The organism is Burkholderia sp. SRS-25 (assembly GCF_004343765.1).
GTDB lineage: Bacteria > Pseudomonadota > Gammaproteobacteria > Burkholderiales > Burkholderiaceae > Burkholderia > Burkholderia contaminans.
In genome coordinates, this window is record NZ_PTXM01000019.1 from 1 (window position 1) to 23615 (window position 23615).

Below are 23615 nucleotides of genomic sequence, written 5' to 3' on the forward strand. Positions count from 1 at the left end.
CTTCCGCGTACTTGTTCGTGAGTTGCGAACCCTGTGCGGCCATCACCGCCGGGCTCGTGTAGTTTTCCGACGCGATCAGCTCGATGTGATCTTCCTGGCGGCGGTTTTCCTGCTCGATCGCGGCAAAAAGTTCCGGATCGACGTTGGCAACGGTGCTGGTGGTGCGATTGAACATGATGATTGACCAGTTGAGAGTGAATGACTGACCGCGGCTTGCCGGCTGCATGGTGTTTCGGCTTTCGCATTCCATCAGACGCGCGTCCGTTCAGCTAGAAGGATTCCGACATTCCGCTAGGACACACCGCGCGCCACGCACGCAAAAAAAAATCGAAGGGCCGCATCGCTGCGACACCTTCGACGGAACGTGCCGGCCGGGCAGGCTCGGCGCCTGCCCTTCCGCTTCTTGCGAGAATCGATCGTCAGACGGCGGAGAAGCAGTTGTCGACGAACAGGTGCGTGCCGTTGACGAAACTCGACTCGTCGGACGCGAGGAACAGCGCGGCGGCCGCCACTTCCGACGGTTCGCACAGGCGGCCTTGCTGCACGGCGATCGCCGCCTCGGTCGCGTCGACACCCATCGCCTGCAGATCCCGAAGTTCGCGCATCCCGTGCGGCGTACGGATGAACCCCGGCGCGAGCGCGTTGCAACGAATGCCGCGGTCGCGGTACTCGACCGCAATCGCCCGCGCGAACATGTGGCACGCGCCCTTGGTCGCGTCGTACAGCACTTCGCCCGGTGTCGCGCACACGGCCGAAATCGACGACGTGCAGACGATGCTGCCGCGCCCCTTCTCCAGCATCTGCGGCAGCACCGCCTTCGTCATCAGGAACATGCTCTTCACGTTCACGCCCATCAGCCAGTCCCATTCCGACTCCTCGATGTCGAGGAACGGTTTGACGATCAGCGTGCCGGCGTGATTGAACAGAATGTCCGCATTGCCGTACTGCTCGCGCGCGGCGCTCACGGCTCGCTGGACTTCCGCCTGTTTCGACACGTCGGCGCCGAGGCCGATCGCCTGCAGGCCTGCGTCGCGCAGCCGGGACGCAAGCGTTTCGGCTGCGTCGCCGTCGCGGTCGACGATCGCGACCTTCGCGCCCTGGGCGGCGAACAGTTCCGACGCCGCGCCGCCGCAGCCGCCGGCGCCGCCGCTCACGATCGCGACCTTGCCGGCCAGGCGGCCGTCAATCTTGACATTCATGCTTCGTTCTCCAGTCTGGTTCGTTCGGTCTGCTCAACTGAACAGCGTCCGCAGGTGATCGTTGAGGAAGGTGCCTTCGGGGTCCACGCTGCGGCGCAGCGCGCGGAACGCTTCGGCCTTGGGGAACCAGCGATCGACATCCTCGCGGTTCGTGAAATGCAGCTTGCCCCAGTGAGGACGCGAGCCGTAGTCGCGCAGGATCGTGTCGACGTCCTTCAGGAACGGCCAGTAGTCGACACCGTTCGGCCCGCCCGAGCATGAGATGGTGACGCTGTCCTGGTGGTTGAACGGGCTGATCCACGCCGGATCCCCCTTCGTGAAGCGATACTCGACCGGGAAAATGCAGTCGCGGTGTTTCGTGAGGATGAGCTCGCGCACGCGGCGCAGCGCTTCCTTGCCGTGGTGCGCGGGCACCGCGTACTCGAGCTCGTGGAAATTCGGCACGTAGTGGATCGCGTACACCTCCGAGCTATAGGCGATCTTTTCGTGCTCGCCTTCGTGGAACGTGCGCGCATCGGTGACATCCATCACCTTGATCTCGCACACGTCGTAGTCCTTCTTCGAATTCGACACCTTCGTGGTGTCGGGCAGGCAGTAGAGATCGCGGCTGGCGGAGGTCGGGCACCAGAAGAAGCCGAAGTGCCGGTGCTTCGCGGCCAGGTCGTCGTATTGCTCCATCAGCGCGTCGAAGTCCTCGCGCCACACGCGGTCGTGCAACCAGAACGCATCGGTCACCTGCAGCGTGATCTCCGACACCACGCCGAACATCCCGATGTTCACCTGCGTCGCATGCAGCAGGTCGAGATCCTGCCGGTCGCTGACCTTCATGATCGAGCCGTCCGGGCGCACGATGCGCATCCCGACGACCTGCGACGACAGGTTGCTCAGCGTCGCACCCGTGCCGTGCGTGCCGGTGGCCAGCGCACCGGCAATCGCCTGCGAATCGATGTCGCCCTGGTTGACGAGCGACAGGCCGAGTTCCTTCAGGTGGCGCGTCACCGCATTGATCTTCGTGCCGGCCTTCACGGTCACGCGCTTGCGCGCTTCGTCGACATCGACGATGCCCTGGTAATCCTGCAGTGACAGCAGCAGGCCGCTGGTGGCCACCACGGGCGTGAACGAGTGCCCCGACCCCGCGCACCGCACGTGCTTGCCTTGCCGCGTCGCGGCATGCACCAGCGCCGCGATCTCGTCCTCACTCGCCGGCGATGCCAGGTGCGCGGCCACGCACGACTGATTGCCGACCCAGTTTCTCCAGAATCCGCCACGGGGAAGTTCCATCACCGTCTCTCCAGCGTCGTATTGGTGCCAAAGATAGGGTGCCGAAAGGTTTTCCACTATCGGATTTCGGCAAGTCAGGGTTTTGACGAGGTGACACTCGTCCGGCGCTTTTTGACCGGCGTGGCGAGCGGCTACAATGAATCGATCCGGCCGCCCCTTCCCGCCCTCGATGACGCCGTCTGCCCACCCGAGCGATTTCTCCGGCAACGCGCTGTTCGCGCGAACGGTCACGTTCTGCGCGTTCACCGACGTGGAGGAACAGGCGCGCTCGTTCGACGGCTGGAACATGAACTACACGCAGATCTCGGGCGGGCGGTTTCATGGTTCGTCGTCGATCATGTCGCTGGGCGGCATCAAGCTGCTGGTCGAGGATCTCGACAAGGTCATCCTGCAGCAAGGCGCGGTGCCGACGGAGCGGATCGCCGTGGCCGTGCCGCTGGAACTGGAAGGCCATGCGCGCCTGTGCGGCGAGAAGAGCGGGCGCGACAGCCTGCACGTGTTTTCCAGCCAGCCGCAGTTCGAGTTCTATTCGCCCGACCGCCATCTGCTCGTGAACGTCGAGATCGAGCCGGAGAAACTGTCGACGCAGGCGCTGCGCACGGTGGCCGCGTCGCTGCGCGCGCAACCCCACGCGCCGGTGATCCCGATGGCGACCGGTGTGGCCGATCATCTGCGCGACCTGCTGCGCCAGACACTGGCCGCCGCCGTAAAGACCACTCGCATCGACGACGCGACGACGCAGGACAGGATCGAATTGCTCGAGCGCACCGTGCTGTACGCGATCTCGGAAGTGATGACGGCCGCCACGCCGGACGCCGGCGCGCAGATCGTGCGCCCGACGAAATACTGGTCGCTGGTCAATGCGGTGCGGGAGCGGCTGCAGGACGCGTCGACCTGCCCGCTGTCGATCGCCGAGCTGTGCGTGGAACTCGGCGTCAGCCGGCGCACCGCGCAATACGCGTTCCAGGATACGTTGAACCTGAACCCGATCGCGTACCTGCGGGCCGTGCGGCTGAACCACGTGCGCCGCGAGCTTCGGCTCGGCGGCTCCGTGACGTCCGCGGCCACCAAGTGGGGCTTCTGGCACCTGAGCAGTTTTGCGCAGGACTATCGCGCGATGTTCGGCGAACTGCCGTCGGCCACCGCGAAGCGGTACGCGCGCCAGGCCATCTAGCGCCCGTCGTTCGCCCTGTCGTTCACCTTCCGGCGGCCGGTGCGAAGGAGTCCGCACCGGCCGCCGCCCTGCCTGCTACGTCACTCGTCCTGCTGTTCCTGCTGTGCCTGCACCTGCCGCTGCTGGATGAACTGCCGCACATCGCTCATCGTCACGCGGCCGGTGTGCTTCGCATCGATCTCGTCGAAGTGCTTCGACACGAAGCCGAGACCGCTGCTCTGCGCCTGCGCCTTCGTCACGGCCGCACCGTTGCTCAGCACCGTATTGGCGCCGAGCCGCGCATCGACACGCTGCTGCGCCTGCTGCTGCAGCGTCGCGCCGGTCGACGGCAACACCGGCGCCGCTTTCGTGGCCGGAAAGAACGGACCGTCGACACCCCGCCCGCCGTGCGGCAGCTTCACCGGCGCCACCGCCTGCGGCGGCAACGCGTAGGCACTGCTCGTCACGGCACCGAGGACGATCAACGGAGACATACGCCGCATCAATTTGATTAGGGACATGATCACTCGCATTCAATGGATGAATAGAGGGTTCCTTTGACAAGGAGTCCGTCGCTCAGGGTCGCTCACGGGGCCGCAGCCAGCGTCGTCCCGGCGGTCGCGCCCGGAACGCTGCCGGTCGGGACGCTCGGCGGGTTTTCATCCGGCCACGGCGGCGGCAGCGTGTGCAGCGTCAGCGCCGTCGGAATCCGCGCCCCCTTGTAGAACGTCTTCAGGTCCCGCTTCATTTGCGGACGGGCGACGTCGTCCAGGTAGATCATGTGGCCGCCCTGGAAGAAGTTCACCTGCAGCTTCGGATTCAGGCCCTTCACCGTCTGCAGCCGCGCGAGTTGCTTCTCGGTGTTGAAGAACGGCGTCGCGAGATCGTGGAAGCCGTTCTCCGCGAGCACGCGAAGCTTCGGGTTGAGCTGCAGCGCACCGAGCAGATCGGGGATCGTGTCTGGCATCGGCTGGCCGTCGTGCGTGAAGTCCCAGACGCCGATGATGTTGTCGTTCAGCGGCAGGTACGTCGCGTTCGGAGCGGTGTAGCCGAGGTAATCCGGCATCTGCGTCGCGAGCGCGTTCGTGAACGGCTGCGAAATCAGGATGTCGGACGGGTCGCCGTCGTTCTGCAGGCGCGGATCGGAATTCGGCAACGACACGCGTCCGTCATACCGGCCGATCGTCGTGCCGGGCAGCAGGCTCGTGCCGAACGGATTCGCGTTGAAGTAGCCGCGCAGCGCCTGCTGCGTGAGGCTCGACGGGATCGACCACAGCCTGAGCGTCGCGTCGCTCGGGAACACCGGCGTGCCGAGCGCATCAGGAATGCCGAGCTGGCTCAACACCCACGACTGCGAGTACTTCTGCAGCTGGTTGTAGATCAGCGTCGTGAACAGTTCCGTCTGGAATGCGTACAGATCCTGGTTCACCGGCGCCGGCGAAACCTGGTTGAAGTACGCCGCGACCGCCGCATAGCCCGGCAGGTAGCCGGCCACGGTATCGGTCTCGAGCAGCAGCCCCTCCGTCGACTGCGTGATCGCCACGGCTTCCACCGCATCCGCGAAGTAGTTCAGGATCGCCGACTGCAGCACGATGCCCGTCAGGTGCACGCCGGCCGATTCGAGCGCCAGCGCGAGCATGTCGGTACGCGGCGTGCCGTACGACTCGCCGTACAGGTAGATCGGCGACGTGCTGCGGCTGTTGACGTTCAGGTAGCGCTGGATGAAGTCGCGCATGATGTTCACGTCCGCATCGGAACCCCAGTACTTCTGGTTGGTGTTCGGCAACACGGCTTCCGACAGCCCGGTGCCGGGCGGGTCGATGAACACGAGGTCGGTGGTGTCGATCAGGCTTTCGGCGTTGTCGACGAGCGGATAGTTCGGCCAGTTGCTGCCGAACAGCGGATCGGGCGTGGCCACGCGGGTCGGCGCGAACGAGCCGAGCCGCAGCCAGATCGACGACGAGCCGGGGCCGCCGTTATAGACGAACGTGACCGGGCGCGGCTTGCCGTTCGTGCTCGGCGCGGTGTACGCGACATACGACATCGACGCTTCCGCATTGCCGTTCGCATCCTGCGCGGTCAGGTGGCCGGTGGTCGTCGTGTAGTTGACGGTCGTGCCGCCGTTTTTCCACTGGTAATGCATGACGGCGGTTTTCTCGGACACCTGCCCCGGGGCCAGGCCGTCGGTCGCATTCATCGAATACGCGACCGGGTCGACGTACGGCTGGTTGGCCGGCGTCTGTCCGGCCGCTTGTTGCGCACTGGCCTGCTGGCTGGCGGTGGCCTGCGCGAGGCTCGACGCACCGACGGACGACGAATCGTCGCCGCCGCATGCCGCGAGCGCCAGTGTCATGACGGTCAATGCACCTAGCCCGGCCAACCGGCCGTGACGGCCACGGCGGCTGCCGGTACAGCTCCTGTCTGGTTTCATCTCTGTCCTTTGGTTCGGATACCGCATCACAAAGGCCGCCAACGCCTGCGAAACGCGCAGGCCGACCCGCCACTCGCGTTGCACGGTCGGCAGTCGGCGGTTGGGGATTGGACTTCTAAGAGACTGAACTTGATACAGACACAGCAAACTGCTGGCGAGAATGGTGCTCGGACGCCCCCTGCAGTCTGGACAACTTTTATATGACCCAAATTTACGACAACACAAAAATAGGCGGTGCTGCGCCGCGTTGTCAAAGATCATTCGGATATTAAAAATCCCGCAATGATGCTAACGGCGGACAGTGTCTGGCAATTGAAAGAAAACGGGATTATGCGTGCATTGCGCGCTCGATCGACACTAATCCGTCGAATCCGCCGCTTTTGTCGCACAACCGGCAATCCTTTACCGGTGTTGATGTTGCACCTCGAAAGCCTTCAGATCGCCGGAATTATTCTTTCATTTTAATTATCCGGAATCGATTAATTCAGCGTGACGGCAGGCATGGACTGCCATTCAATGATTCAAGTCACTTCAATCATTCTTCAATCGCTGCGCTTATCCGCATCGCGCCATCCATAAAATACCGATTTCTCGAGTTCTCAAAAAACAGCGGAATTATTTACGCTTTTTCCTGCCAGCCCTTCCGGTCGCGATGAAGCGCGACATGCAGCCTCGCCGCACGCCGCGCTTCTTCTGCTTTCAATCCGCCGTTACTTCCCGCCGCCCGGCAGCGCGATATCGATCAGCACCGGATCGTGATCCGACGAACGATACGCATCCGGCGCGTAGAACGTCTTCTGCTGCTCCGCCGACTTGTACGCGAGCGTGTACTGCAGCGCGAGCGGCTCGTCCGCGTTGATGTGCCATTCGTGCACGGCCTTCACATGCGAGGCGAGCGGCAGCGTCGCGAGCGCGTGATCGAGGTAGCCGGCTTCGCCGTTGTACACGTAGCTGTACGCATTCGCGCCGATCCAGCGCGCGACGAGGTTGCGGTAGCCGCGCGATTCGAGCGTGCGGATCGGGTCTTCGTACGTGTAGCTGTTGAAGTCGCCGATCAGCAGCACGCCCTGGCCCGCGACGCCCGTCGGGTTGCCGGCAAGCCAGTCGGCCACCTTCGCCGCCGCGCGCGTGCGCGTCGGGTTCCAGCAGCCCTGGCCGTCGCCCTGGTCGAGATCGTCGTTCGCGGCGTCCGGGCAGTTCTTCGACTTCAGGTGGTTCACGGCCACCGTCAGTGACTGCTTGTTGCCGTTGATCAGCCGGAACGACTGCGCGAGCGGCTGGCGGTTCTTGTCGTCGATCGCGAGCGTGGCCGCGCGGCCGACCGGTTCGACCTTGCGGCTGTCGTAGATCATCGCGACCGTGATCGCATCGCCGCCGAGACGCGACACGCCCGGATCGACGACGCGCCACTGGTTGCCGAGCTTCGCCGCGAGCTGGCGCACCGCGCTCAGTTCGCCGTAGCCGTTGTTCTGGATTTCCATCAGGCCGATCACGTCGGCGTCGATCGCCTTCAGCGCACTGACGATCTTCGCTTCCTGGCGCTGGAATTCCTGGAAGTTCTTCGCGCCGCGATTGTTCGGGTCGTCGAAACCGCCGCCGAGACCGTTGCCGTTGAAGTAGTTCAGGACGTTGAACGACGCCACGCGCAGGTTCGATTTCGGATCGCGCGCCGGTGCTTGGGTGCGCGGGTTCGTGCGCGCGTCGAATGCCGGCACGGCGGCGCCCGGCAGCGGCTGCACGCGCCATGCGCCGTAGCGCACTTCGAGCACGCCTTCGACGTCGCGCACCGTGTAGCCCGCGCGCAGCGTGTTCACGGCCGACAGGCCCGGCGCCGGGTACGGCACGGTCGCGGGGTTCTGCTTGTTCGAGCCGTCGTCGAGGATCAGGCGGTTGCGTGCGTTCGCATCGATCTGCGTTTGCGCCTGGGCGGGCGGCACGACGCTCGTCGGCGTGCGCAGGCGGCCGTTGCTGAGCATCACGCTGCCGTAGCGGCCGAGTTCGTAGTTGTCGGTGACGTTCAGCGTCTGCGGCAGGCGCACCCGCATCCCTTCATACGCGGCGAACGCGTTCGAGCTGTCGACCGGCAGCGTGAGCGTCACGGGCGTGACGCTCTGGTTGTTCGCGCACACCGCGATCGCCCCCGACTGCGTGAGCTGCGTCTGGCCGTATTTCTCCTCGACCTTGCCCGTCACATGCACAAGGTCGCCCGCTGTCGCACGCACCTTCGGCGCGTAGACGAACAACCCTTCGGACACGCCCGGCTGGTTGCGGCGCTGCGCGTCGGCCTGCTGGACGAAGAAGCCGCCGAAGCCGTCCGTGCCGCCGAAATCGGCGGTGACGACCGCTTCGATCGATACGTTCTGGCCGGCGAGCGGCGACGGCGCGCCCGGCCCCTGGATATCGGCGATCGGCGTCGTGCTGCCGCCGCAGTTCGGGCTGACGGGCGCGGCAGTGGCGGCGAGAACCGGCGCGGCGAGCGTCGGGAGCAGCAATAGCGGGGTGAAGAGGCGGATTGTCGAGCGCATGACGGGGAATCCCGGTTGTGAGGGTGGCGAAAGCTTAGCGGCGCTCAATGACAGTTTTTGGTAATCGTGAGACAGGTTGATGTAATTGTCGTGATCGCGCTGCGATCGCCGTCGAGCGCACGTTTGCACCTGAAAAAGCGGGGAAATCGTCTGATGAAAATCCGCCGTGAACGAGGCGACTCCCCCGCGGGCCTTCGCTGCCGCTGCGTCGCGCCGCCCCGCTACACAGTGCCCGGCAACGCGCTCGACACGAGCACCGCCGCGACCATCAGCACGCCGCCGAGCACGACCGCCTCGATCCTCAGCACTGTGCCGAACCGTTTCAACGCGCTGGCCGGCATCGAGGCGGCCGGATCGTTCAGCGCGGCCAGCAACGTCGGCATTCCGAAGAAGCGGTTGTGTCCGCCGAGCGCTGCCGCGATCAGCACGAGCGCGAGTTTCAACAGCAGGAGCTGCCCGTACGCCGACGCAAGCAGATTGGCGGGCGTATCGACGCCGCGCCAGCCGTTGTACGCGCCGGTCGCGAACAGCACGATCAATGCGCAGGTCGACGCATCGGACAGCGACTGCACGAACGATGCGCCGGTCCTGCGCTCGCTTGCGGGCATGCCGACGAGCCGCGGCATCACGCCGACTGCCGTCACGAGCACGAGCCCGACCCATGCGCTGATCGCCAGCAGATGCAGCCAGTCGATCCACACCGGCACGCTGAACAATCCGGCATCCACCGGATGCCCGCCGTTGCTGCGCGCGAGTGCGACGCTCGCGAGCGCGGCCCACATCGCGAACGGCAAACGCGTGTCGTTCCCGCGCCGGACGAACGACAGCACCACCACGATGAGCATGAACCCCGCGCCGGCCAGCCACGCATGACCGAACCCGGTGCCCGCCAGCATCGAGCAGACGGCCGGCCCCGCGTCGAGCAACGACACCTCGCTCATCAGCGCGCAGTGCGCCCAGAACGCGGTGATGCTCGCGACCAGCGATACGACGGACGCGATGCGCAGCGTCGCGACGAGCCGCCGCCCGATGCCGCGCTGCCACGCGGATGCGCCGCGCGCGAGCCAGTGGCGGCCGAGCAGCGCGCCGACGACGACGGCGAACCCGGCGTTCTGGATCGCCACCGACACGAGCCGCAGGAGACCGACGAGGCCGTCGTTCACCCCTTCACCCGGAACGTATAGGTGCCCTTCGTGCGATGCGCGTCGGCCGTCATCGCCGCCCACTGCACCGTGTACGCGCCGGGCGCGAGCTTCGGCATCGCGAGCGCCATCACGCGCGGGTTCGCCGCATCGACCTTCGCCTTGTCCTGCGTGACGGCGTTGCCGTTCGCATCCGATACCTTCACCGAACTGAACGCCGGTTCGAGGTCTTCGTTGAAGGTGAGCCGCACCGTGTCGGGCGCGATGTCGACCGTGCTGCCCGTCGCCGGCGCGGCACTTTCCAGCTTGCCGTGCGCGGATGCCGCGAGCGGTGCCGCAGCGAGCATCGCGCCGGTCGCAGCGATCGCGGCCAACCGCGTGAGGTTCGTCATCTTCATGTGCACGCTCCGCGTCACGGCTTCTTCAGTTCGACGACGGTCAGCGCACCGTCCACGTCTTCCGCGACGAAATCGATCTTGTCGCCCGCTTTCACTTGCGACAGCATCGCCGGGTCCTTCACCTTGAACACCATCGTCATCGCGCCCATCCCGAGGTTGTCCAGCGGGCCGTGCTTGATCGTCAGCTTGCCGGCGGCCGTGTCGACCTTGCGGATTTCGCCGTGCGACATGCCCTGTTGCGCCGCGGCTGCCTGCTTCGCGCCGCCGCTCATGTCCATGCCGGCCATGTCGCCGCCCGCGTATGACGCCGCGGAAAACGCCACTGCACAACCCGTTGCCATCAAAACCAGTCCCTTCTTCATCGTGTCGACTCCCGAATAAATGAAACGAAACCGGCGGCTGCACTCACGCAGCCGCCGTATGCTGCTACTCAGCCGTCCGGCAGTTCGCCGGTGTACTCGTACGCGACGGTCCCCTTCGGATGCCGGAACCAGCCCGGATCGCGATAGTCGTTGCGGCCGAGCCCCTGCCGCACCTTGCAGACCGTGAACATGCCGCCCATCTCCAGCGGCCCGAACGGGCCCGTGCCCGTCATCATCGGCAACGTGTTGTCGGGCAACGGCATCTCCATGCCGCCCATCGCGCCGCCCGTGCTGCCCATCGCCATGTAGTCGGGCACGAGCTTGCCGATGCGCTGCGCGAGATCCTTCTGCGGCACGCCGATCAGGTTCGGCACCTGGTGGCCCATCGCATTCATCGTGTGATGCGACTTGTGGCAGTGGAACGCCCAGTCGCCCGGGCGATCGGCGGTGAACTCGATCGCGCGCATCTGGCCCACCGCGACATCGGCCGTCACTTCCGGCCAGCGCGCGGCCGGCGGAATCCATCCGCCGTCGGTGCCCGCGACTTCGAAGCTGTAGCCGTGCAGGTGGATCGGATGGTTCGTCATCGTCAGGTTGCCGAATCGAATCCGCACGCGGTCCCCCGCACGCACCGGCAGCGGATCGATGCCCGGGAACACGCGCGAGTTGAAGGTCCACATGTTGAAGTCCGTCATCTCGTTCACGCGAGGCGTGTAGCTGCCCGGATCGATGTCGTACGCGGCGAGCAGGAACACGAAATCGCGATCGACCGGCATCGTGCCGCGATCCTTCGGGTGCACGATGAACATGCCCATCATCCCCATCGCCATCTGCACCATCTCGTCGGCGTGCGGGTGATACATGAACGTGCCGTGCGCTTCCAGCTGGAACTCGTAGACGAAGGTCTTGCCGGGCGGGATATGCGGCTGCGTGAGGCCGCCGACGCCGTCCATCCCGTTCGGCAGCCGCAGCCCGTGCCAGTGGATCGTCGTGTGCTCGGGCAGCCGGTTGGTCACGAAGATGCGCACCTTGTCGCCTTCGACGGCCTCGATCGTCGGGCCCGGCGACTGGCCGTTGTAGCCCCACAGGTTCGCGTTCATGCCGGGCGCCATCTCGCGCACGACGGGCTCGGCCGTCAGGTGGAACTCCTTCCAGCCGTTCTTCATCCGCCACGGCAGCGTCCAGCCGTTCAGCGTCGCGACGGGCGTGTAGGGGCGGCCGTTCGGCGGCACGAGCGGCGGCTGCGTCGCCGCTTTCGCCATCGTGGGCGCTTCGGGCAGCGACGCGGCGCCGGCCTTGCTGACCATTGCGGCGCCCAGCAGCGCGGCGCCCGAGCCGCTGAGAAATTGTCGACGGGACACCATGTCAATGACCTTCCGGATGCGGTTGCGTCGCGGGCGCCGGTTGCGCCGCGGGGGTGGATGCCGGCTGCGGCGCAGCGTCGGCGTTTGAAGCGGGTTCGGGTTGGGCGGGTTGCGTCGCGCGCGGCGTGGAACCGTCGGACGGCAGCCGGCCTCCGACGGCCATCTGCAGATCGGTTTCGGCGAGCCAGTAGTCCTTCAGCGCATCGATGTAGCCATTGACCGCGCCGACCTGTTCGCGCGCATCGGCGAGCAGTTCGAACACGCTCGCGAGCATCCCGTTGTAGCGCAGCAGCAGTTCGTCGGAGATCGTCTTGCGCAGCGGCACGACTTCGTCGCGATAGTGGGTCGCGACGTCGTAGCTCGTCACGTATGCCGCATACGATTCGCGCACTTCGGAGCGTGCGTCGATCGCCGTCTTCGCGAGCCGGTTCGCCGACTGCATGTAGACGGCCTCGGCGCGCGCAACCTTCGCGCCGCCCCAGTCGAACAGCGGGATCTCGACGCTGATCTCGTAGCCGTGCTCGTGACCCTTGCCGGTCTCGTAGTTGTTCACGTAACCGAGGTCGACCGCATTGACGAAGCGCGTCGCCTTGCTCAGCCCGAGCGACGACGCGACGCCCTGCGTCTGCAGCTTCGCGGCCTGGATGTCGAAGCGGTTGCTCATCGCGAACCGTTCGAGATCGGGCAGGTTCGGCCGCGCTTTCGGCAGGTCTGGCAGGCGCCCGGGCAGCGCATACCGCGTGCGTTCGCCCCACAGGCCCATCGCACGCGTGAGCTTCTCGCGCGCGGCGACGGCCTGCTGGCGTGCCTTCGCGTGCTGCGCAACCGCATCGGCATGGAACGCCTGTTCGCGCGCGTAATCGAGGCGGCTGAAGTTGCCGGCCTGCCGCATGCGCAACGCGAGTTCGGCGGCCGCGCTCCCGGCATCACGCACCTGCTGCGCATAGTTCGCGGCCTGCTCGGCAGCGACGGCCTCGACGTACGCGCGACGTGCGTCGGCTGCGACCTTCAGCATCGCGTCGGCCGTCTCGAGCTTGGTCTGCTCGAAGCGGCGGCGTTCGATGTTCGTCGCGAGCGGCATCGTCAGCAGCGCGAACACGTTCGCCGAGAACGTGCGGCCGAGCGTCAGCTCGCCGTCGCCCGCGCGGGTGCGGCTGAACGCGAAGCGCGGGTTCGGCAACCGGCCGGCCTGGACGAGATCGGCTTCCGACAGCCCCAGCTCCGCATACGAAGCCTGCAGCCCACGGTTGTTCAGCAGCGCGACCTGCACCGCGTCGTCCATCGACAGCGGCTTTGAAAGCAGCTCCTTCGTGCGCTTGTCGACGGCTTCGCGGTCGGCGTCGGTCCTGACCACGACCGCGTCTTTCCCGATGCGTTCCGACGCGGCGGACGACACAGCATCGAAGCCACCGTCCTTCGAGAACGTCGTGCAGCCCGCGAGGAAGGCCAGCACGGCCACGGCCGCACCGATCCTCGGCGATATCGCAAGCATCGTCATGGCGCGGCGCCTCCGTGCTTCGAATGGGCAGCGCCGCTTCCGGCCGCGCCGCCCGTCGACCGTCCTTTCGCGGGCCGTTCCATCACGTCGCGGTTCAGTTGTTTCCAGCCGGGGCCTTCGTCGTCCCGATACGGCCGGTAGCTGTCGAATACGGATGTCACGGTGATATCCGGCACCGCGGCGGCGGCGTCCGCGGGATCGGGCAACGGGGTTTGCGCAAGCGCGAGCGACGGCATGAGGGCCGCCGCGCCGAGCAGCGCCGCAGTAGTCAATTGCATGAACAGGTTTCGTCGTGAGTCGTCCGGCGGGCGTGATGCCGCCGCCGGAGCGGATTGCAGAGCGCGGCCGATCGGGCCACGGGCACGGACTAGACGAGCAGCCGGCGCGGCGGCCGGTCGATGCCGCCGGTCAGGAATGACACGACGACCGGCGTCGGCGCGAAAGAGGCGAGCGCGATACCGATACCCGACGCAACGGGCGTCGCGGGGAAGTCCGCCATGCCGGTACCGACGCAGCAGGCCCCGCATGCGGAACACGGCTGCGCGTGTCGCACACGGTCGTCCTGCGTGTGCTCGTCTTCATGCTGGCCACCATGCGCGCTCGACATCGCATGCGGCGCGACCCTGTCATCAGCGCGCGCGCCGTCTTCCACGTGCGGCATTGTCACGACCACATCCGCGCCCGCACACGCCATCGACACAGCCGCGAACGACTGGATCGGCAGGCACAGCGCCAGCAGCACGACGACGAGGAATTTGCGCCAGTACGACATGGATGCGGAATCACGCAGGCAACGACCGGATGGGCCGGCGCAGCGCCACGACGGCGCGCTCCGGGGACACGACGGCCGCAGCTTATCGTCGCCGCGGTGACGACGACATGGCCGAAACATGACCAGGGTTTCATGACAATTCCGTCATCCGGCGGTCATGCTTCGTGCACGCGCGGCGCCCTAAGCTCACGCGTTACACTGACCGGCTGGAATCACGGATGAATCACGGACGGCCTGCCTCACCATGCGGATACTGATAGTCGAAGACGAACCCAAGATGGCGTCGTACCTCCGGAAGGGGCTGATGGAGGCGAGCTACACGGTCGACGTCGCGGAAAACGGCAAGGACGGGCTGTTCCTCGCGCTGCACGAGGATTTCGATCTCATCGTGCTCGACGTGATGCTGCCGGAACTGGACGGCTTCGAGGTGCTCAAGCGGCTGCGCGCGCAGAAGCAGACGCCCGTGCTGCTGCTCACGGCGCGCGAGGCGATCGAGGACAAGGTCGCCGGGCTCGAACTGGGCGCCGACGACTACCTGCTCAAGCCGTTCGCGTATGCCGAGTTCCTGGCGCGCATCCGCTCGCTGCTGCGGCGCGCGCCGCGCAATGCGCGCGACATCCTGCATGTCGCCGATCTCGAAGTCGACCTGATCCGCCGCCGCGTGCGCCGCGCCGACACTCGCATCGACCTGACCGCGCAGGAATTCGCGCTGCTGCAGCTGCTCGCCGAGCGCGAGGGTGAAGTGCTGACGCGCACCTTCATCACGTCGCAGATCTGGGACATGAATTTCGACAGCGACACGAACGTCGTCGACGCGGCGATCAAGCGCCTGCGCTCGAAGATCGACAACGCGTATGAGAAGAAGCTGATCCACACGATCCGCGGCATGGGCTACGTGCTCGAGGATCGTTCGTGACGCAGCACCCGGCCTCGTATTCGCTGCTGCGGCGGCTGACGCTCGCGTTCGCCGTCGTCGCCGCGCTCGTGTTCGCGCTGACCGGCGCGTACCTGTATCGCTCGCTGTCCGCCGAGCTGACGCGGCGCGACGACATCGAGATCTCCGGCAAGCTCAACCAGTTCCTGCAGCTCGCACACGCGAGCGGCTCGATCGCCGCGCTGCGTGCCGATCCGGCCGTGTTTCATGAGGTGCTGCTGTCGCACCCGGGCGTGTATCTCGGCATCTACGATGCGCAGAACCACGCGCTCGTCGAGCATTCCGACGAAGCCGGCAATACGCTGGCGTCGGTGATCGCGGCGCCGCATCCGGCCAGTGCGACCGGCATCCCGTTCACGTGCGTGCCGCCCGGCATCGGCACGTCGCGCTGCGTATATGCGCGCGCCACGCTGCCGTCCGGCGACGCGATCCAGGTCGCGCTCGCCCGCACGGCGACCGATCGCCAGTCGCTGCTCGAAAGCTATCGCGTCGACATCTGGCTCGCCGCGGCCGCGGGCGCGCTGCTGGTCGGCGCGCTCGGCTACGCGGTCGCGTCGCGCGGCCTGCGCCCGGTCGAGAGCCTCGGCCGGCAGACGTCGCGCATCGAGGCGCACAACCTGAACGCACGGCTCGACGCGCGCGGCGGCCCGGTCGAGCTGCGTGAACTCGCGACGTCGGTCAACCGGATGCTCGACCGCCTCGAACGCGCGTTCGTGCGGCTGTCGCAGTTCTCGTCCGATCTCGCGCACGACATGCGCACGCCGCTCGCCAACGTGATCAGCTCGTCGCAGGTCACGCTGTCGCGCGCGCGCACGACCGAGGAATACGAAGCGCTGATCGATTCGAACATCGAGGAATGCGAACGGTTGCAGCGGATGATCGAGAACATGCTGTTCCTCGCGCGCACCGATAACGCACGGCAGCACCTGAAGGCCACCGAGCTCGACGCCGGCAGCGAACTGCGGCGGCTCGCATCGTATTTCCAGGCACTGGCCGACGAAGCCGGCGTGCGCATCGACGTGCACGGCGAAGCGCCGGTCGTCGCCGATGCGACCCTGTTCCGGCGTGCCGTCAGCAACCTCGCGTCGAACGCACTCGAACATGCGGAAGCCGAATCGACGATCGAGCTGGCCGTTTCCATGCAAGGCAGCTACGCAGTGGTCGAAGTCACGAATCGCGGCGCCGCGATTCCGCCCGAACAGGTCGACAAGATCTTCGAGCGCTTCTACCGCATCGATTCGTCGCGGCACGGCGCGGCACGCAACGCGGGGCTCGGGCTCGCGATCGTGAAGTCGATCATGGAGCTGCATCGCGGCAAGGTCGAGGTCGCGAGCCGCGACGGGCGCACGACGTTCGCGCTTTACTTTCCGCGCGGCACGGCGCGCCAGATTGCGCGCTAGCGCGCCTGGCCGGCGCCGAATGACGTGCGCACGCAGACGAGCAACACGATGGTCGCCGCGCTGAACGCGGCCCCTGCATAGAACGTCGCCGCGGCGCCCACCCGATCCCACAGGAATCCTGCGACGACGCTCGATACGAGCGTCACGACGCCGCTGACCAGGTTGAACACGCCGAACGCCGTCCCTCTCAGATCGGCCGGCGCGGCCTGCGCGACCATCGTCGCGAGCAGCCCTTGCGTCATCCCCATATGGAGCCCCCACAGCGCGACGCCGACGAGTACGATTCCCCAGTGCGTGCCGTGTGCCAGCACGATATCGGCCGCGATCAGCAGGACGAGGCCGGCCACCATCAGTTTCGCGTGGCTCGTCGTGTCGGCGAGCTTGCCGAACGGGTAGGCCGACCACGCGTACACGACGTTCATCGCCACCATCACGAGCGGCACGAGCGCGACGGACACCCCGCTGCCCATCGCGCGCAGCACCAGAAACGCCTCGCTGAAGCGCGCCAGTGCGAATACGGCGCCGATGGCGACGACCCACCAGTAGCGGGCGCCGAGTTGCGCGACGACATCGCGGCGAATCGGATTGACGCGCGCGTCGCCCGGCGCGCGCGCCGGCTCGTCGATACCGAACGCGAGCAGCGCCACGGCCAGCACCCCGGGGATCACGGCCAGCCAGAACGCGAGGCGGAAGTCGTCGTGCCACACCAGCATGATGACGACGGCCAGCAGCGGCCCGAGGAACGCGCCCACGGTGTCGAGCGCCTGCCGCAGCCCATAGGCTGCACCGCGCAAGTGAACCGGCGTGATGTCGGCCACGAGCGCGTCGCGCGGCGCGCCACGTATTCCCTTGCCGATCCGGTCGACGATCCGTGCAGTCACGACGACGCCGATCGTCGGCGCGATCGCGAACAGCGGCTTGCTGAGCGCGCCGAGCCCGTATCCGGCGACGGCCAGCCATTTGCGATTGCGCAGGTAGTCGCTCAGCGTGCCGGAAAACACCTTGACGACCGGCGCCGTCGCCTCGGCGATCCCCTCGATGACGCCGATCGCGGTCGCGCTCGCGCCGAGCCCCACCATCAGGAACATCGGCAACAGGCTGTGGATGATCTCCGACGACACGTCCATCAGCAGGCTGACGCACCCGAGCACCCAGACACTGCGTGGAATCTGGCGAAGAATGCGGGGCGACGTTTCGGTTTGCATGGGGTGCTCCCGGTTCAGGCTTCCCGACGCTGGATGCCGGTGCTCGTCATACTACTGCGCCCCGTGACGAAACCGCACGCACCGGTTGTCGCACGCCGGCCTTATGCCGTCTTGTGCCGCCTTGTGCCGCCCTATTCCGCCGTCTCGCGCCGGATCTTCGCCTGCCGGCGCGTGCGGTCGTTCAGTATCTGGTGCCGGCGATGGTCGGTCATCTTCTTCCAGTCGCGCGCCTCGTCCCGCGTGCGCAGGCAGCCCACGCAGAATCCGGTGCGGCCGTCGAACGCGCACAGCTCGACGCATGGCGATTTCACGGCCACGATCAGGCCGCCTTCGCCGGCGCCATCACTTCGACGGTCACGTGGGAAACGCCGTCGAAGCGCGCGACGAGCGCATGGTAGAAACGCGCGTCACGCGCGGCGTCGCGTGTTTCGACCGACACGATCGCGCTCATGTGCCCGGGCCCGACCCGCCACACGTGAAGATCGTTGACCTTGTCGCCGAGCGCCTCGATCGCCTGGCGCACACGCTCCGCCAGCTTGCGATCGACGTTGACGTCGAGCAGGATCCCGCCCGTATCGCGCATCAGCCCGTACGCCCAGTTCGCGATGACGAGTGCGCCGATGATGCCCGCGAGCGGATCCATCCAGACCCAGCCGAACGTACGGGCGAGCAGCAGCCCGACGATGGCCAGTACCGACACGGCGGCATCGGCGATCACGTGAACATAGGCGGACCGGATGTTGTGATCGCGGGCCGCGGCGGCGTGCACGCCTTCGTGATGATCGTGTTCGACGAACGTCAGCGCATGCTCGTTGCCGTTCAGCGTCACGATCGCATCGAACGCATGGGGCTCGGGAATGGTCTCGCGCGATTCCAGGAAGCCGTTCCGCGCAACCATCGTGAATTGCTGTCGCGACTGGTCGGCACGGACGGTCGTGATCGATGCGGAAACCCCGTCGACGCTCGACTCGCCGGTTGCCGGCGCGATCCGGAACACCGGCGGCACACCGTCCTCGAACACCGATACGTCGAACACGCCGGCTTGCGAGAAGACCCGCATGGCTTCGTCCGCGTGATCGTCGTGCGCGTGGCCATGCCCGTGTCCGTGTCCGTGGCCATGCCCGTGGTGGTGGCCGTGGTGGTCACCGCTCAGCAGCCACACGCTCGCCAGGTTGACCGCGAGGCCGAGCACCGCGATCGGAATCGCCTCGCCGAAATGGATCGGCACCGGCGACAGGAATCGCGCGACGGCCTCGTAGCCGATCAGGATCGCGATCATCGCGAGCACGATTGCGCTCGTGAACCCGGCCAGGTCGCCCAGCTTGCCGGTGCCGAACACGAAGCGCGGATCGTCGGCATGCCGGCGCGCATAGGTATAGGCCAGCGCGGCGATCAGCATCGCGCCCGCATGCGTCGACATGTGCAGCCCGTCGGCGACGAGCGCGAGCGACCCGAACAGCGTGCCGCCGACGATCTCGATCACCATCATCGCCGAGCACAGGCCGATCACCATCCACGTCCGCCGCTCGTTCTGCTCGTGCGCGGCGCCGAGGAAGATATGGTCGTGCCCCGCGCCGAACGCGTCATCGATGAAATTGCTCATGTTCCGCCCCGATTACTTGAAATAGCTGTGCACCACGTCGATCAGCTGCTCGGTCGCGCTGCCTTCGTGCTCATCCGGCCCATGTGCATCGACCATGTGCTCGCGGATGTGGTCTTCCAGCACGACGGCCAGCAGCCCGTTCATCGCACCGCGGCAACTCGTGATCAATTGCAGCACCTCGTTGCAGCCGCGCTCTTCGCCGAGCGCGCGCTCGATCGCCTCGACCTGGCCCTTGATGCGCCGCACGCGGTTCAGCAGCTTCTGTTTTTCACGAACGGTATGGCTCATCGCCGACAGACTCCTGGATAGGGAGGGGGAGTATATATCCGGAAGGCTGCCCCTATAGGGGGAAGGGGTATGTTTTTTCGAGATGAAGGCTTGTCGAAAGCCACCCGCTCGTCTAGACTGCCCTTCGTCTTTGGGGAGTAGCCTGCTTTCCGTCCCCGGAAAGCGAACGCGTCAACACACTCGGCCTGCGGCCGTGGCGCGTTCAGCCTGATCGGCCTGGCGAGACCATTGGCGCATCGCGTCGTTCCTGGTCGGACGTCGGCGGATGCGCCATGGTTTGTCAGCGTCCGACCACGGAGTCCCCATGTTCCCCGCCGCCTTCTCCCCGCATTTCGCCGCCGTCCGCGCCCATGCCTGCGGAGGCGCCGCATGACTTTCATGTTCCTAGAACTGGCGTTCATGCTGATCGTCATCCTCGTCGCCGCCGAGGTCTTCACCAATGCACTCGAACATCTCGGCGAGCGCCTGAAGATTTCCGAAGGTGTCACCGGTTCGCTGTTCGCCGCCGTCGGCACCGCGTTGCCCGAAACGATGGTGCCGCTGCTTGCGCTCGCCGGCGGCACGGCGAACCAGGCCGTGAACGAGGAGATCGGCGTCGGCGCGATTCTCGGCGCACCGCTGATGCTCGCGACGCTCACCACGTTCCTGATGACGCTCGCCGTGATCCGCTCGCGCGGGCTGCGCGGCACGATCGCGCCCGAGCGCACGGGCTTCGTGCGCGACATGAACTACTTTCTCGCCGCGTTTTCGCTGGCCACCGCCGCGATGTTCGTCCCGCATCACAACTGGGCAGCGCGTGCGCTGCTCGCGGCGATGCTGGTCGGTATCTACGCGATGTATGTCGTGATGACGTTCCGGGCGTCGAACCAGCTCGTCGATGCCGGGCACGGCACCGCGGCGCCGCACACGATGTTCCTGTCGCGCCTGGGTGTGCCGACCAACCTCGCGACGATCGGGCTGCAATTGCTCCTCGGCGTCGTGCTGCTGGTCGGTGGGGCGAAGGGCTTCATTCACGGCGTGGAAGGCGTGTCGCACGTGCTCGGCGTATCGGCGCTGCTGCTGTCGCTGATCATCGTGCCGATCGCGACGGAACTGCCTGAGAAGGTCAACAGCGTGCTGTGGATCCGCCGCAGGAAGGACACGCTCGCGTTCGGCAACATCACCGGCGCGATGGTGTTCCAGGGCACGCTGCTGCCGGCGATCGGCATCATGCTGACACCGTGGGAGCCGCGCCCCGAAGTGCTGACCGGCGTGATCATCACGCTCGCGGCGGCGGCGTGGCTCCGTGTCAATGCACGCACGCGCGGGCTCGCGATCTGGGCGTTGCTGGCGAACGGCGCGGGGTACGCGGGGTATCTGGTCCTGACGCTGGCGCGCTGAACTTGCTCGATGGACACGCCGGGCACGATCCCGCTGCCCGGCGCGAACGAAGCATCGTCGCGCCGCCAGCCAGCACGCGATTCAGATGCGCGCCTGGTTCACACGCTGCGACAGTTGCTCGGCGCTTTCCTTGCGCTCGCTGTAGCGGTCCGTCAGGTACGCGCCCACGTCGCGCGTCAGCAGCGTGAACTTGACCAGTTCCTCCATGACGTCGACGACCCGATCGAAATACGCGGACGGCTTCATCCGGTCGTCGTCGCCGAATTCCATGAACGCTTTCGCGACGGACGACTGGTTCGGGATGGTCAGCATGCGCATCCAGCGTCCGAGCACGCGCATCTGGTTGACCGCGTTGAACGATTGCGATCCGCCGCTGACCTGCATGACCGCCAGCGTCTTGCCCTGCGTCGGCCGCACCGCACCGACCGACAACGGAATCCAGTCGATCTGCGCTTTCATCACGCCGGTCATCGCGCCGTGCCGCTCGGGGGAGCACCACACCATGCCCTCCGACCATTGCACGAGCTCGCGCAACTCGGCCACCTTCGGGTGGTCGTCGGGCGCATCGTCAGGCAGCGGCAAGCCGGCCGGATTGAAGATCCTTGTTTCGGCGCCCATCGCCGCCAGCAACCGCGCCGCCTCCTCGACCAGCAACCGGCTGAACGAGCGCGTACGCAATGACCCATAGAGCAGGACGATTCGAGGCGGATGCGTCGACGGCTGCGCGGGCTGCAGCCGGCTCGCGTCCGGCACACGAAAGAGCGCGGCATCGAGTTGCGGCAGATCGTTCAGTCGCTCAGACACGCCTGCCCTCCGCATCGATCACGATTTCGCCGTCTTCCTTCGCAAACGGCCCTTGCTGCGGATCGGGCAGGATGTCGAGCACATGCTCGGACGGACGGCACAGCCGCGTGCCGAGCGGGGTGACGACGATCGGGCGATTGATCAGGATCGGGTGAGCGACCATGAAGCCGATCAGGTCGTCGTCGCTCCATTTCGGATTGTCGAGATCGAGTGCGTCATAGGGTGTCCCCTTGTGACGCAGCACGTCGCGCACCGGCACACCCATCGCCGCGATCAGCGCGCGCAGCGCTGCGTGGCTCGGCGGCGTTTCGAGGTAAAGCACGACGCGAGGCTCGACGCCCGAGTTGCGAATCATCGCCAGCGTGTTGCGCGACGTGCCGCAATCGGGGTTGTGATAGATCGTGATGTCGGTCATTTCCGTATTCCTGAATGATTTCACGCGCGCTCGTACCAGCCCTTCGAGCGGTTGACGACGCGCACGACGAGCAGCATCACCGGCACTTCGATGAGCACGCCGACGACGGTCGCGAGCGCGGCGCCGGAGTGGAAGCCGAACAGGCTGATGGCGGCCGCCACGGCCAGCTCGAAGAAATTGGACGCGCCGATCAGCGCCGACGGGCACGCGATGCTGTGCTTCTCGCCGACGAGGCGATTGAGCCCGTACGCGAGCGCTGCGTTGAAGAACACCTGGATCAGGATCGGCACCGCGAGCAGCGCGATCACCAGCGGCTGCTTCAGGATCGCCTCGCCCTGGAACGCGAACAGCAGCACCAGCGTGGCCAGCAGCGCGGCGATGGACCACGGGCCGATCTTCGCCATCGCGCGGTCGAACGCCGCCTGCCCCTTCGCGAGCAACAGCCTGCGCCACACTTGCGCGAGGATCACCGGGATGACGATGTACAGCACGACGGACGTGAGCAGCGTCGCCCACGGCACCGTGATCGCGGACATTCCCAGCAACAGGCCGACCAGCGGCGCGAACGCGATCACCATGATGCTGTCGTTCAGCGCGACCTGCGACAACGTGAACAGCGGATCGCCGCCCGTCAGCCGGCTCCACACGAACACCATCGCCGTGCACGGCGCGGCGGCCAGCAGGATCAGGCCGGCGATATAGCTGTCGATCTGGTCGGCGGGCAGCATCGGCGCGAACAGCTGCCGGATGAACAGCCAGCCGAGCAGCGCCATCGAAAACGGCTTGACGAGCCAGTTCACGACGAGCGTCACGCCGATCCCCCGCACGTGCTGCCGAACCTCGTGCAACGCGCCGAAATCGACCTTGACCAGCATCGGCACGATCATCACCCAGATCAACAGCCCGACGGGCAGGTTGACCTGCGCGTATTCCATGCGGCCGATATGCTGAAAGAGCCCGGGCAGCGCCTGGCCCAGCGCGATGCCGAGCACGATGCACAGCGCGACCCACACGCTCAGGTAGCGCTCGAAGAAACCGATGGCGGGCGGGGCCGCCGCGGCCGGCGGCCGCGCGATGTTCGAGCCGGTCATGCGTTGCCTCCGCAACAGTCGGGTGCTGCCGGTACGCCGCAGGCGGCGCCGGCGCAGCAGTTCTCGGTCAGGAACCCGATGAGCCCGCTCATCGATTCGAAATTCGCCGCGTAATAGATGAACCGGCCGTCCTGGCGCGCGGTGACCAGGTCGGCGTGCGACAGATCCTTCAGATGAAACGACAGGCTCGATGGCGACAGCCCGATCCGCTGGGCGATCGCGCCGGCCGGCAGCCCTTCGGGCCCGGCCACGACCAGCGCACGAAAGATGGCCAGCCGCGCTTCATGAGCAAGCGCGCCCAGGGCGCGCACGACGAGATTGGAGTCCATGGCGCGAAGGATAGCGGCTTCGTTTCAATATTTCAAGTATT

General features: G+C 66.3%; 24 protein-coding genes, 1 pseudogene and 1 riboswitch. Of the genes and pseudogenes, 4 read left to right on the forward strand and 21 right to left on the reverse strand.

Going from position 1 to position 23615, the window contains the following annotated elements:
* From glyA to C5O79_RS25490, 3 genes and pseudogenes are all read right to left on the reverse strand, one after another.
* A pseudogene (glyA, locus tag C5O79_RS25480) lies at positions 1-175 on the reverse strand (serine hydroxymethyltransferase); the annotation flags it as partial.
* A 244-nt stretch (positions 176-419) separates the two neighbouring features.
* Positions 420-1199: an SDR family NAD(P)-dependent oxidoreductase gene (locus tag C5O79_RS25485; RefSeq protein WP_047851898.1), complete on the reverse strand. Its 780-nt coding sequence runs from the start codon at positions 1197-1199 to the stop codon at positions 420-422.
* A 33-nt stretch (positions 1200-1232) separates the two neighbouring features.
* Positions 1233-2480, reverse strand: a complete 1248-nt coding sequence (locus C5O79_RS25490; protein WP_122474772.1) for a D-arabinono-1,4-lactone oxidase — start codon at positions 2478-2480, stop codon at positions 1233-1235.
* Positions 2481-2649: 169 nt separating this feature from the next.
* Between C5O79_RS25490 and C5O79_RS25495 the strand changes: the two genes are divergently transcribed.
* Positions 2650-3654 carry a helix-turn-helix domain-containing protein gene (locus C5O79_RS25495; RefSeq protein ID WP_047851900.1) on the forward strand — a complete coding sequence of 335 codons (1005 nt, stop codon included), beginning with the start codon at positions 2650-2652 and terminating at the stop codon, positions 3652-3654.
* Between the two features lie 80 nt (positions 3655-3734).
* Here C5O79_RS25495 and C5O79_RS25500 read toward each other — a convergent pair whose 3' ends face one another.
* The 10 genes from C5O79_RS25500 to C5O79_RS25555 form a co-directional block, all read right to left on the reverse strand.
* Entirely contained in the window at positions 3735-4166 is a 432-nt protein-coding gene (locus tag C5O79_RS25500) for a hypothetical protein (RefSeq protein WP_046196717.1), read from the reverse strand.
* 53 nt (positions 4167-4219) lie between these two features.
* Positions 4220-6064: a peptidase S10 gene (locus C5O79_RS25505; protein ID WP_122474771.1), complete on the reverse strand. Its 1845-nt coding sequence runs from the start codon at positions 6062-6064 to the stop codon at positions 4220-4222.
* A gap of 710 nt (positions 6065-6774) precedes the next feature.
* Entirely contained in the window at positions 6775-8589 is a 1815-nt protein-coding gene (locus tag C5O79_RS25520) for an ExeM/NucH family extracellular endonuclease (RefSeq protein ID WP_122474770.1), read from the reverse strand.
* A gap of 221 nt (positions 8590-8810) precedes the next feature.
* Complete coding sequence (locus C5O79_RS25525; protein ID WP_122474769.1) at positions 8811-9752, reverse strand: CopD family protein; 942 nt, start codon at positions 9750-9752, stop codon at positions 8811-8813.
* Positions 9749-10129, reverse strand: a complete 381-nt coding sequence (copC, locus tag C5O79_RS25530; RefSeq protein WP_047852633.1) for a copper homeostasis periplasmic binding protein CopC — start codon at positions 10127-10129, stop codon at positions 9749-9751. The genes C5O79_RS25525 and copC overlap by 4 nt, the downstream gene beginning before the upstream one ends.
* 14 nt (positions 10130-10143) lie before the next feature.
* Complete coding sequence (locus tag C5O79_RS25535; protein WP_046549143.1) at positions 10144-10491, reverse strand: copper-binding protein; 348 nt, start codon at positions 10489-10491, stop codon at positions 10144-10146.
* A 68-nt stretch (positions 10492-10559) separates the two neighbouring features.
* Complete coding sequence (locus C5O79_RS25540; RefSeq protein ID WP_039354046.1) at positions 10560-11855, reverse strand: copper oxidase; 1296 nt, start codon at positions 11853-11855, stop codon at positions 10560-10562.
* A 1-nt stretch (position 11856) separates the two neighbouring features.
* Positions 11857-13353, reverse strand: a complete 1497-nt coding sequence (locus C5O79_RS25545) for a TolC family protein (RefSeq protein WP_122474768.1) — start codon at positions 13351-13353, stop codon at positions 11857-11859.
* Positions 13350-13631 carry a hypothetical protein gene (locus C5O79_RS25550; protein ID WP_122474767.1) on the reverse strand — a complete coding sequence of 94 codons (282 nt, stop codon included), beginning with the start codon at positions 13629-13631 and terminating at the stop codon, positions 13350-13352. Before C5O79_RS25550 ends, C5O79_RS25545 begins: the two co-directional genes overlap by 4 nt.
* A gap of 89 nt (positions 13632-13720) precedes the next feature.
* Positions 13721-14125 (reverse strand): hypothetical protein, encoded by a 405-nt coding sequence (locus C5O79_RS25555; protein ID WP_122474766.1) that lies wholly within the window; start codon positions 14123-14125, stop codon positions 13721-13723.
* A gap of 244 nt (positions 14126-14369) precedes the next feature.
* Between C5O79_RS25555 and C5O79_RS25560 the strand changes: the two genes are divergently transcribed.
* Both C5O79_RS25560 and C5O79_RS25565 read left to right on the forward strand, forming a co-directional pair.
* Positions 14370-15041, forward strand: a complete 672-nt coding sequence (locus tag C5O79_RS25560) for a heavy metal response regulator transcription factor (RefSeq protein WP_122474765.1) — start codon at positions 14370-14372, stop codon at positions 15039-15041.
* On the forward strand, positions 15038-16459 hold the full coding sequence (locus C5O79_RS25565) for a heavy metal sensor histidine kinase (RefSeq protein ID WP_122474764.1): 1422 nt from the start codon (positions 15038-15040) through the stop codon (positions 16457-16459). The genes C5O79_RS25560 and C5O79_RS25565 overlap by 4 nt, the downstream gene beginning before the upstream one ends.
* Here C5O79_RS25565 and C5O79_RS25570 read toward each other — a convergent pair.
* The 4 genes from C5O79_RS25570 to C5O79_RS25585 all read right to left on the reverse strand — a co-directional run bounded on the left by C5O79_RS25570 (position 16456) and on the right by C5O79_RS25585 (position 19555).
* Positions 16456-17664: an MFS transporter gene (locus tag C5O79_RS25570; protein ID WP_122474763.1), complete on the reverse strand. Its 1209-nt coding sequence runs from the start codon at positions 17662-17664 to the stop codon at positions 16456-16458. The two genes, C5O79_RS25565 and C5O79_RS25570, sit on opposite strands and share 4 nt — an antisense overlap.
* A gap of 131 nt (positions 17665-17795) precedes the next feature.
* The gene (locus tag C5O79_RS25575; protein WP_083417650.1) at positions 17796-17981 is read right to left on the reverse strand and encodes a DUF1289 domain-containing protein; all 186 of its coding nucleotides are present in this window, start codon (positions 17979-17981) and stop codon (positions 17796-17798) included.
* Between the two features lie 2 nt (positions 17982-17983).
* Entirely contained in the window at positions 17984-19267 is a 1284-nt protein-coding gene (dmeF, locus tag C5O79_RS25580; RefSeq protein ID WP_122474762.1) for a CDF family Co(II)/Ni(II) efflux transporter DmeF, read from the reverse strand.
* 12 nt (positions 19268-19279) lie between these two features.
* A complete protein-coding gene (locus C5O79_RS25585) occupies positions 19280-19555 on the reverse strand; it encodes a metal/formaldehyde-sensitive transcriptional repressor (RefSeq protein ID WP_039354022.1) in 276 nt (91 codons plus the stop codon).
* A gap of 120 nt (positions 19556-19675) precedes the next feature.
* A riboswitch (yybP-ykoY riboswitch) is annotated at positions 19676-19850 on the forward strand.
* A gap of 74 nt (positions 19851-19924) precedes the next feature.
* Here C5O79_RS25585 and C5O79_RS25590 point away from each other — a divergent pair.
* Positions 19925-20935 (forward strand): sodium:calcium antiporter, encoded by a 1011-nt coding sequence (locus tag C5O79_RS25590; protein ID WP_122474761.1) that lies wholly within the window; start codon positions 19925-19927, stop codon positions 20933-20935.
* Positions 20936-21016: 81 nt separating this feature from the next.
* On the opposite strand, the gene arsH is transcribed toward C5O79_RS25590, so the two are convergent.
* Genes arsH through C5O79_RS25610 form a run of 4 tightly spaced genes read right to left on the reverse strand, consistent with a single transcriptional unit; the run spans position 21017 to position 23574 of the window.
* The gene (gene arsH / locus C5O79_RS25595) at positions 21017-21739 is read right to left on the reverse strand and encodes an arsenical resistance protein ArsH (RefSeq protein ID WP_046549133.1); all 723 of its coding nucleotides are present in this window, start codon (positions 21737-21739) and stop codon (positions 21017-21019) included.
* Positions 21732-22154 carry an arsenate reductase (glutaredoxin) gene (arsC, locus tag C5O79_RS25600; protein WP_122474760.1) on the reverse strand — a complete coding sequence of 141 codons (423 nt, stop codon included), beginning with the start codon at positions 22152-22154 and terminating at the stop codon, positions 21732-21734. The genes arsH and arsC overlap by 8 nt, the downstream gene beginning before the upstream one ends.
* Positions 22155-22174: 20 nt before the next feature.
* On the reverse strand, positions 22175-23245 hold the full coding sequence (arsB, locus tag C5O79_RS25605) for an ACR3 family arsenite efflux transporter (protein ID WP_122474759.1): 1071 nt from the start codon (positions 23243-23245) through the stop codon (positions 22175-22177).
* Positions 23242-23574: a metalloregulator ArsR/SmtB family transcription factor gene (locus tag C5O79_RS25610; RefSeq protein ID WP_047851913.1), complete on the reverse strand. Its 333-nt coding sequence runs from the start codon at positions 23572-23574 to the stop codon at positions 23242-23244. The genes arsB and C5O79_RS25610 overlap by 4 nt, the downstream gene beginning before the upstream one ends.
* Between the last annotated feature and the right edge of the window lie 41 nt (positions 23575-23615).

Coding starts and splice junctions, on each gene's coding strand:
- C5O79_RS25485 (WP_047851898.1), bottom strand. CDS start 1,199: ATGAATGTCAAGATTGACGGCCGCCTGGCCGGCAAGGTCGCGATCGTG.
- C5O79_RS25490 (WP_122474772.1), bottom strand. CDS start 2,480: ATGGAACTTCCCCGTGGCGGATTCTGGAGAAACTGGGTCGGCAATCAG.
- C5O79_RS25495 (WP_047851900.1), top strand. CDS start 2,650: ATGACGCCGTCTGCCCACCCGAGCGATTTCTCCGGCAACGCGCTGTTC.
- C5O79_RS25500 (WP_046196717.1), bottom strand. CDS start 4,166: ATGCGAGTGATCATGTCCCTAATCAAATTGATGCGGCGTATGTCTCCG.
- C5O79_RS25505 (WP_122474771.1), bottom strand. CDS start 6,064: ATGAAACCAGACAGGAGCTGTACCGGCAGCCGCCGTGGCCGTCACGGC.
- C5O79_RS25520 (WP_122474770.1), bottom strand. CDS start 8,589: ATGCGCTCGACAATCCGCCTCTTCACCCCGCTATTGCTGCTCCCGACG.
- copC (WP_047852633.1), bottom strand. CDS start 10,129: ATGAAGATGACGAACCTCACGCGGTTGGCCGCGATCGCTGCGACCGGC.
- C5O79_RS25535 (WP_046549143.1), bottom strand. CDS start 10,491: ATGAAGAAGGGACTGGTTTTGATGGCAACGGGTTGTGCAGTGGCGTTT.
- C5O79_RS25540 (WP_039354046.1), bottom strand. CDS start 11,855: ATGGTGTCCCGTCGACAATTTCTCAGCGGCTCGGGCGCCGCGCTGCTG.
- C5O79_RS25545 (WP_122474768.1), bottom strand. CDS start 13,353: ATGACGATGCTTGCGATATCGCCGAGGATCGGTGCGGCCGTGGCCGTG.
- C5O79_RS25550 (WP_122474767.1), bottom strand. CDS start 13,631: ATGCAATTGACTACTGCGGCGCTGCTCGGCGCGGCGGCCCTCATGCCG.
- C5O79_RS25555 (WP_122474766.1), bottom strand. CDS start 14,125: ATGTCGTACTGGCGCAAATTCCTCGTCGTCGTGCTGCTGGCGCTGTGC.
- C5O79_RS25560 (WP_122474765.1), top strand. CDS start 14,370: ATGCGGATACTGATAGTCGAAGACGAACCCAAGATGGCGTCGTACCTC.
- C5O79_RS25570 (WP_122474763.1), bottom strand. CDS start 17,664: ATGCAAACCGAAACGTCGCCCCGCATTCTTCGCCAGATTCCACGCAGT.
- dmeF (WP_122474762.1), bottom strand. CDS start 19,267: ATGAGCAATTTCATCGATGACGCGTTCGGCGCGGGGCACGACCATATC.
- C5O79_RS25585 (WP_039354022.1), bottom strand. CDS start 19,555: ATGAGCCATACCGTTCGTGAAAAACAGAAGCTGCTGAACCGCGTGCGG.
- C5O79_RS25590 (WP_122474761.1), top strand. CDS start 19,925: ATGACTTTCATGTTCCTAGAACTGGCGTTCATGCTGATCGTCATCCTC.
- arsC (WP_122474760.1), bottom strand. CDS start 22,154: ATGACCGACATCACGATCTATCACAACCCCGATTGCGGCACGTCGCGC.
- arsB (WP_122474759.1), bottom strand. CDS start 23,245: ATGACCGGCTCGAACATCGCGCGGCCGCCGGCCGCGGCGGCCCCGCCC.
- C5O79_RS25610 (WP_047851913.1), bottom strand. CDS start 23,574: ATGGACTCCAATCTCGTCGTGCGCGCCCTGGGCGCGCTTGCTCATGAA.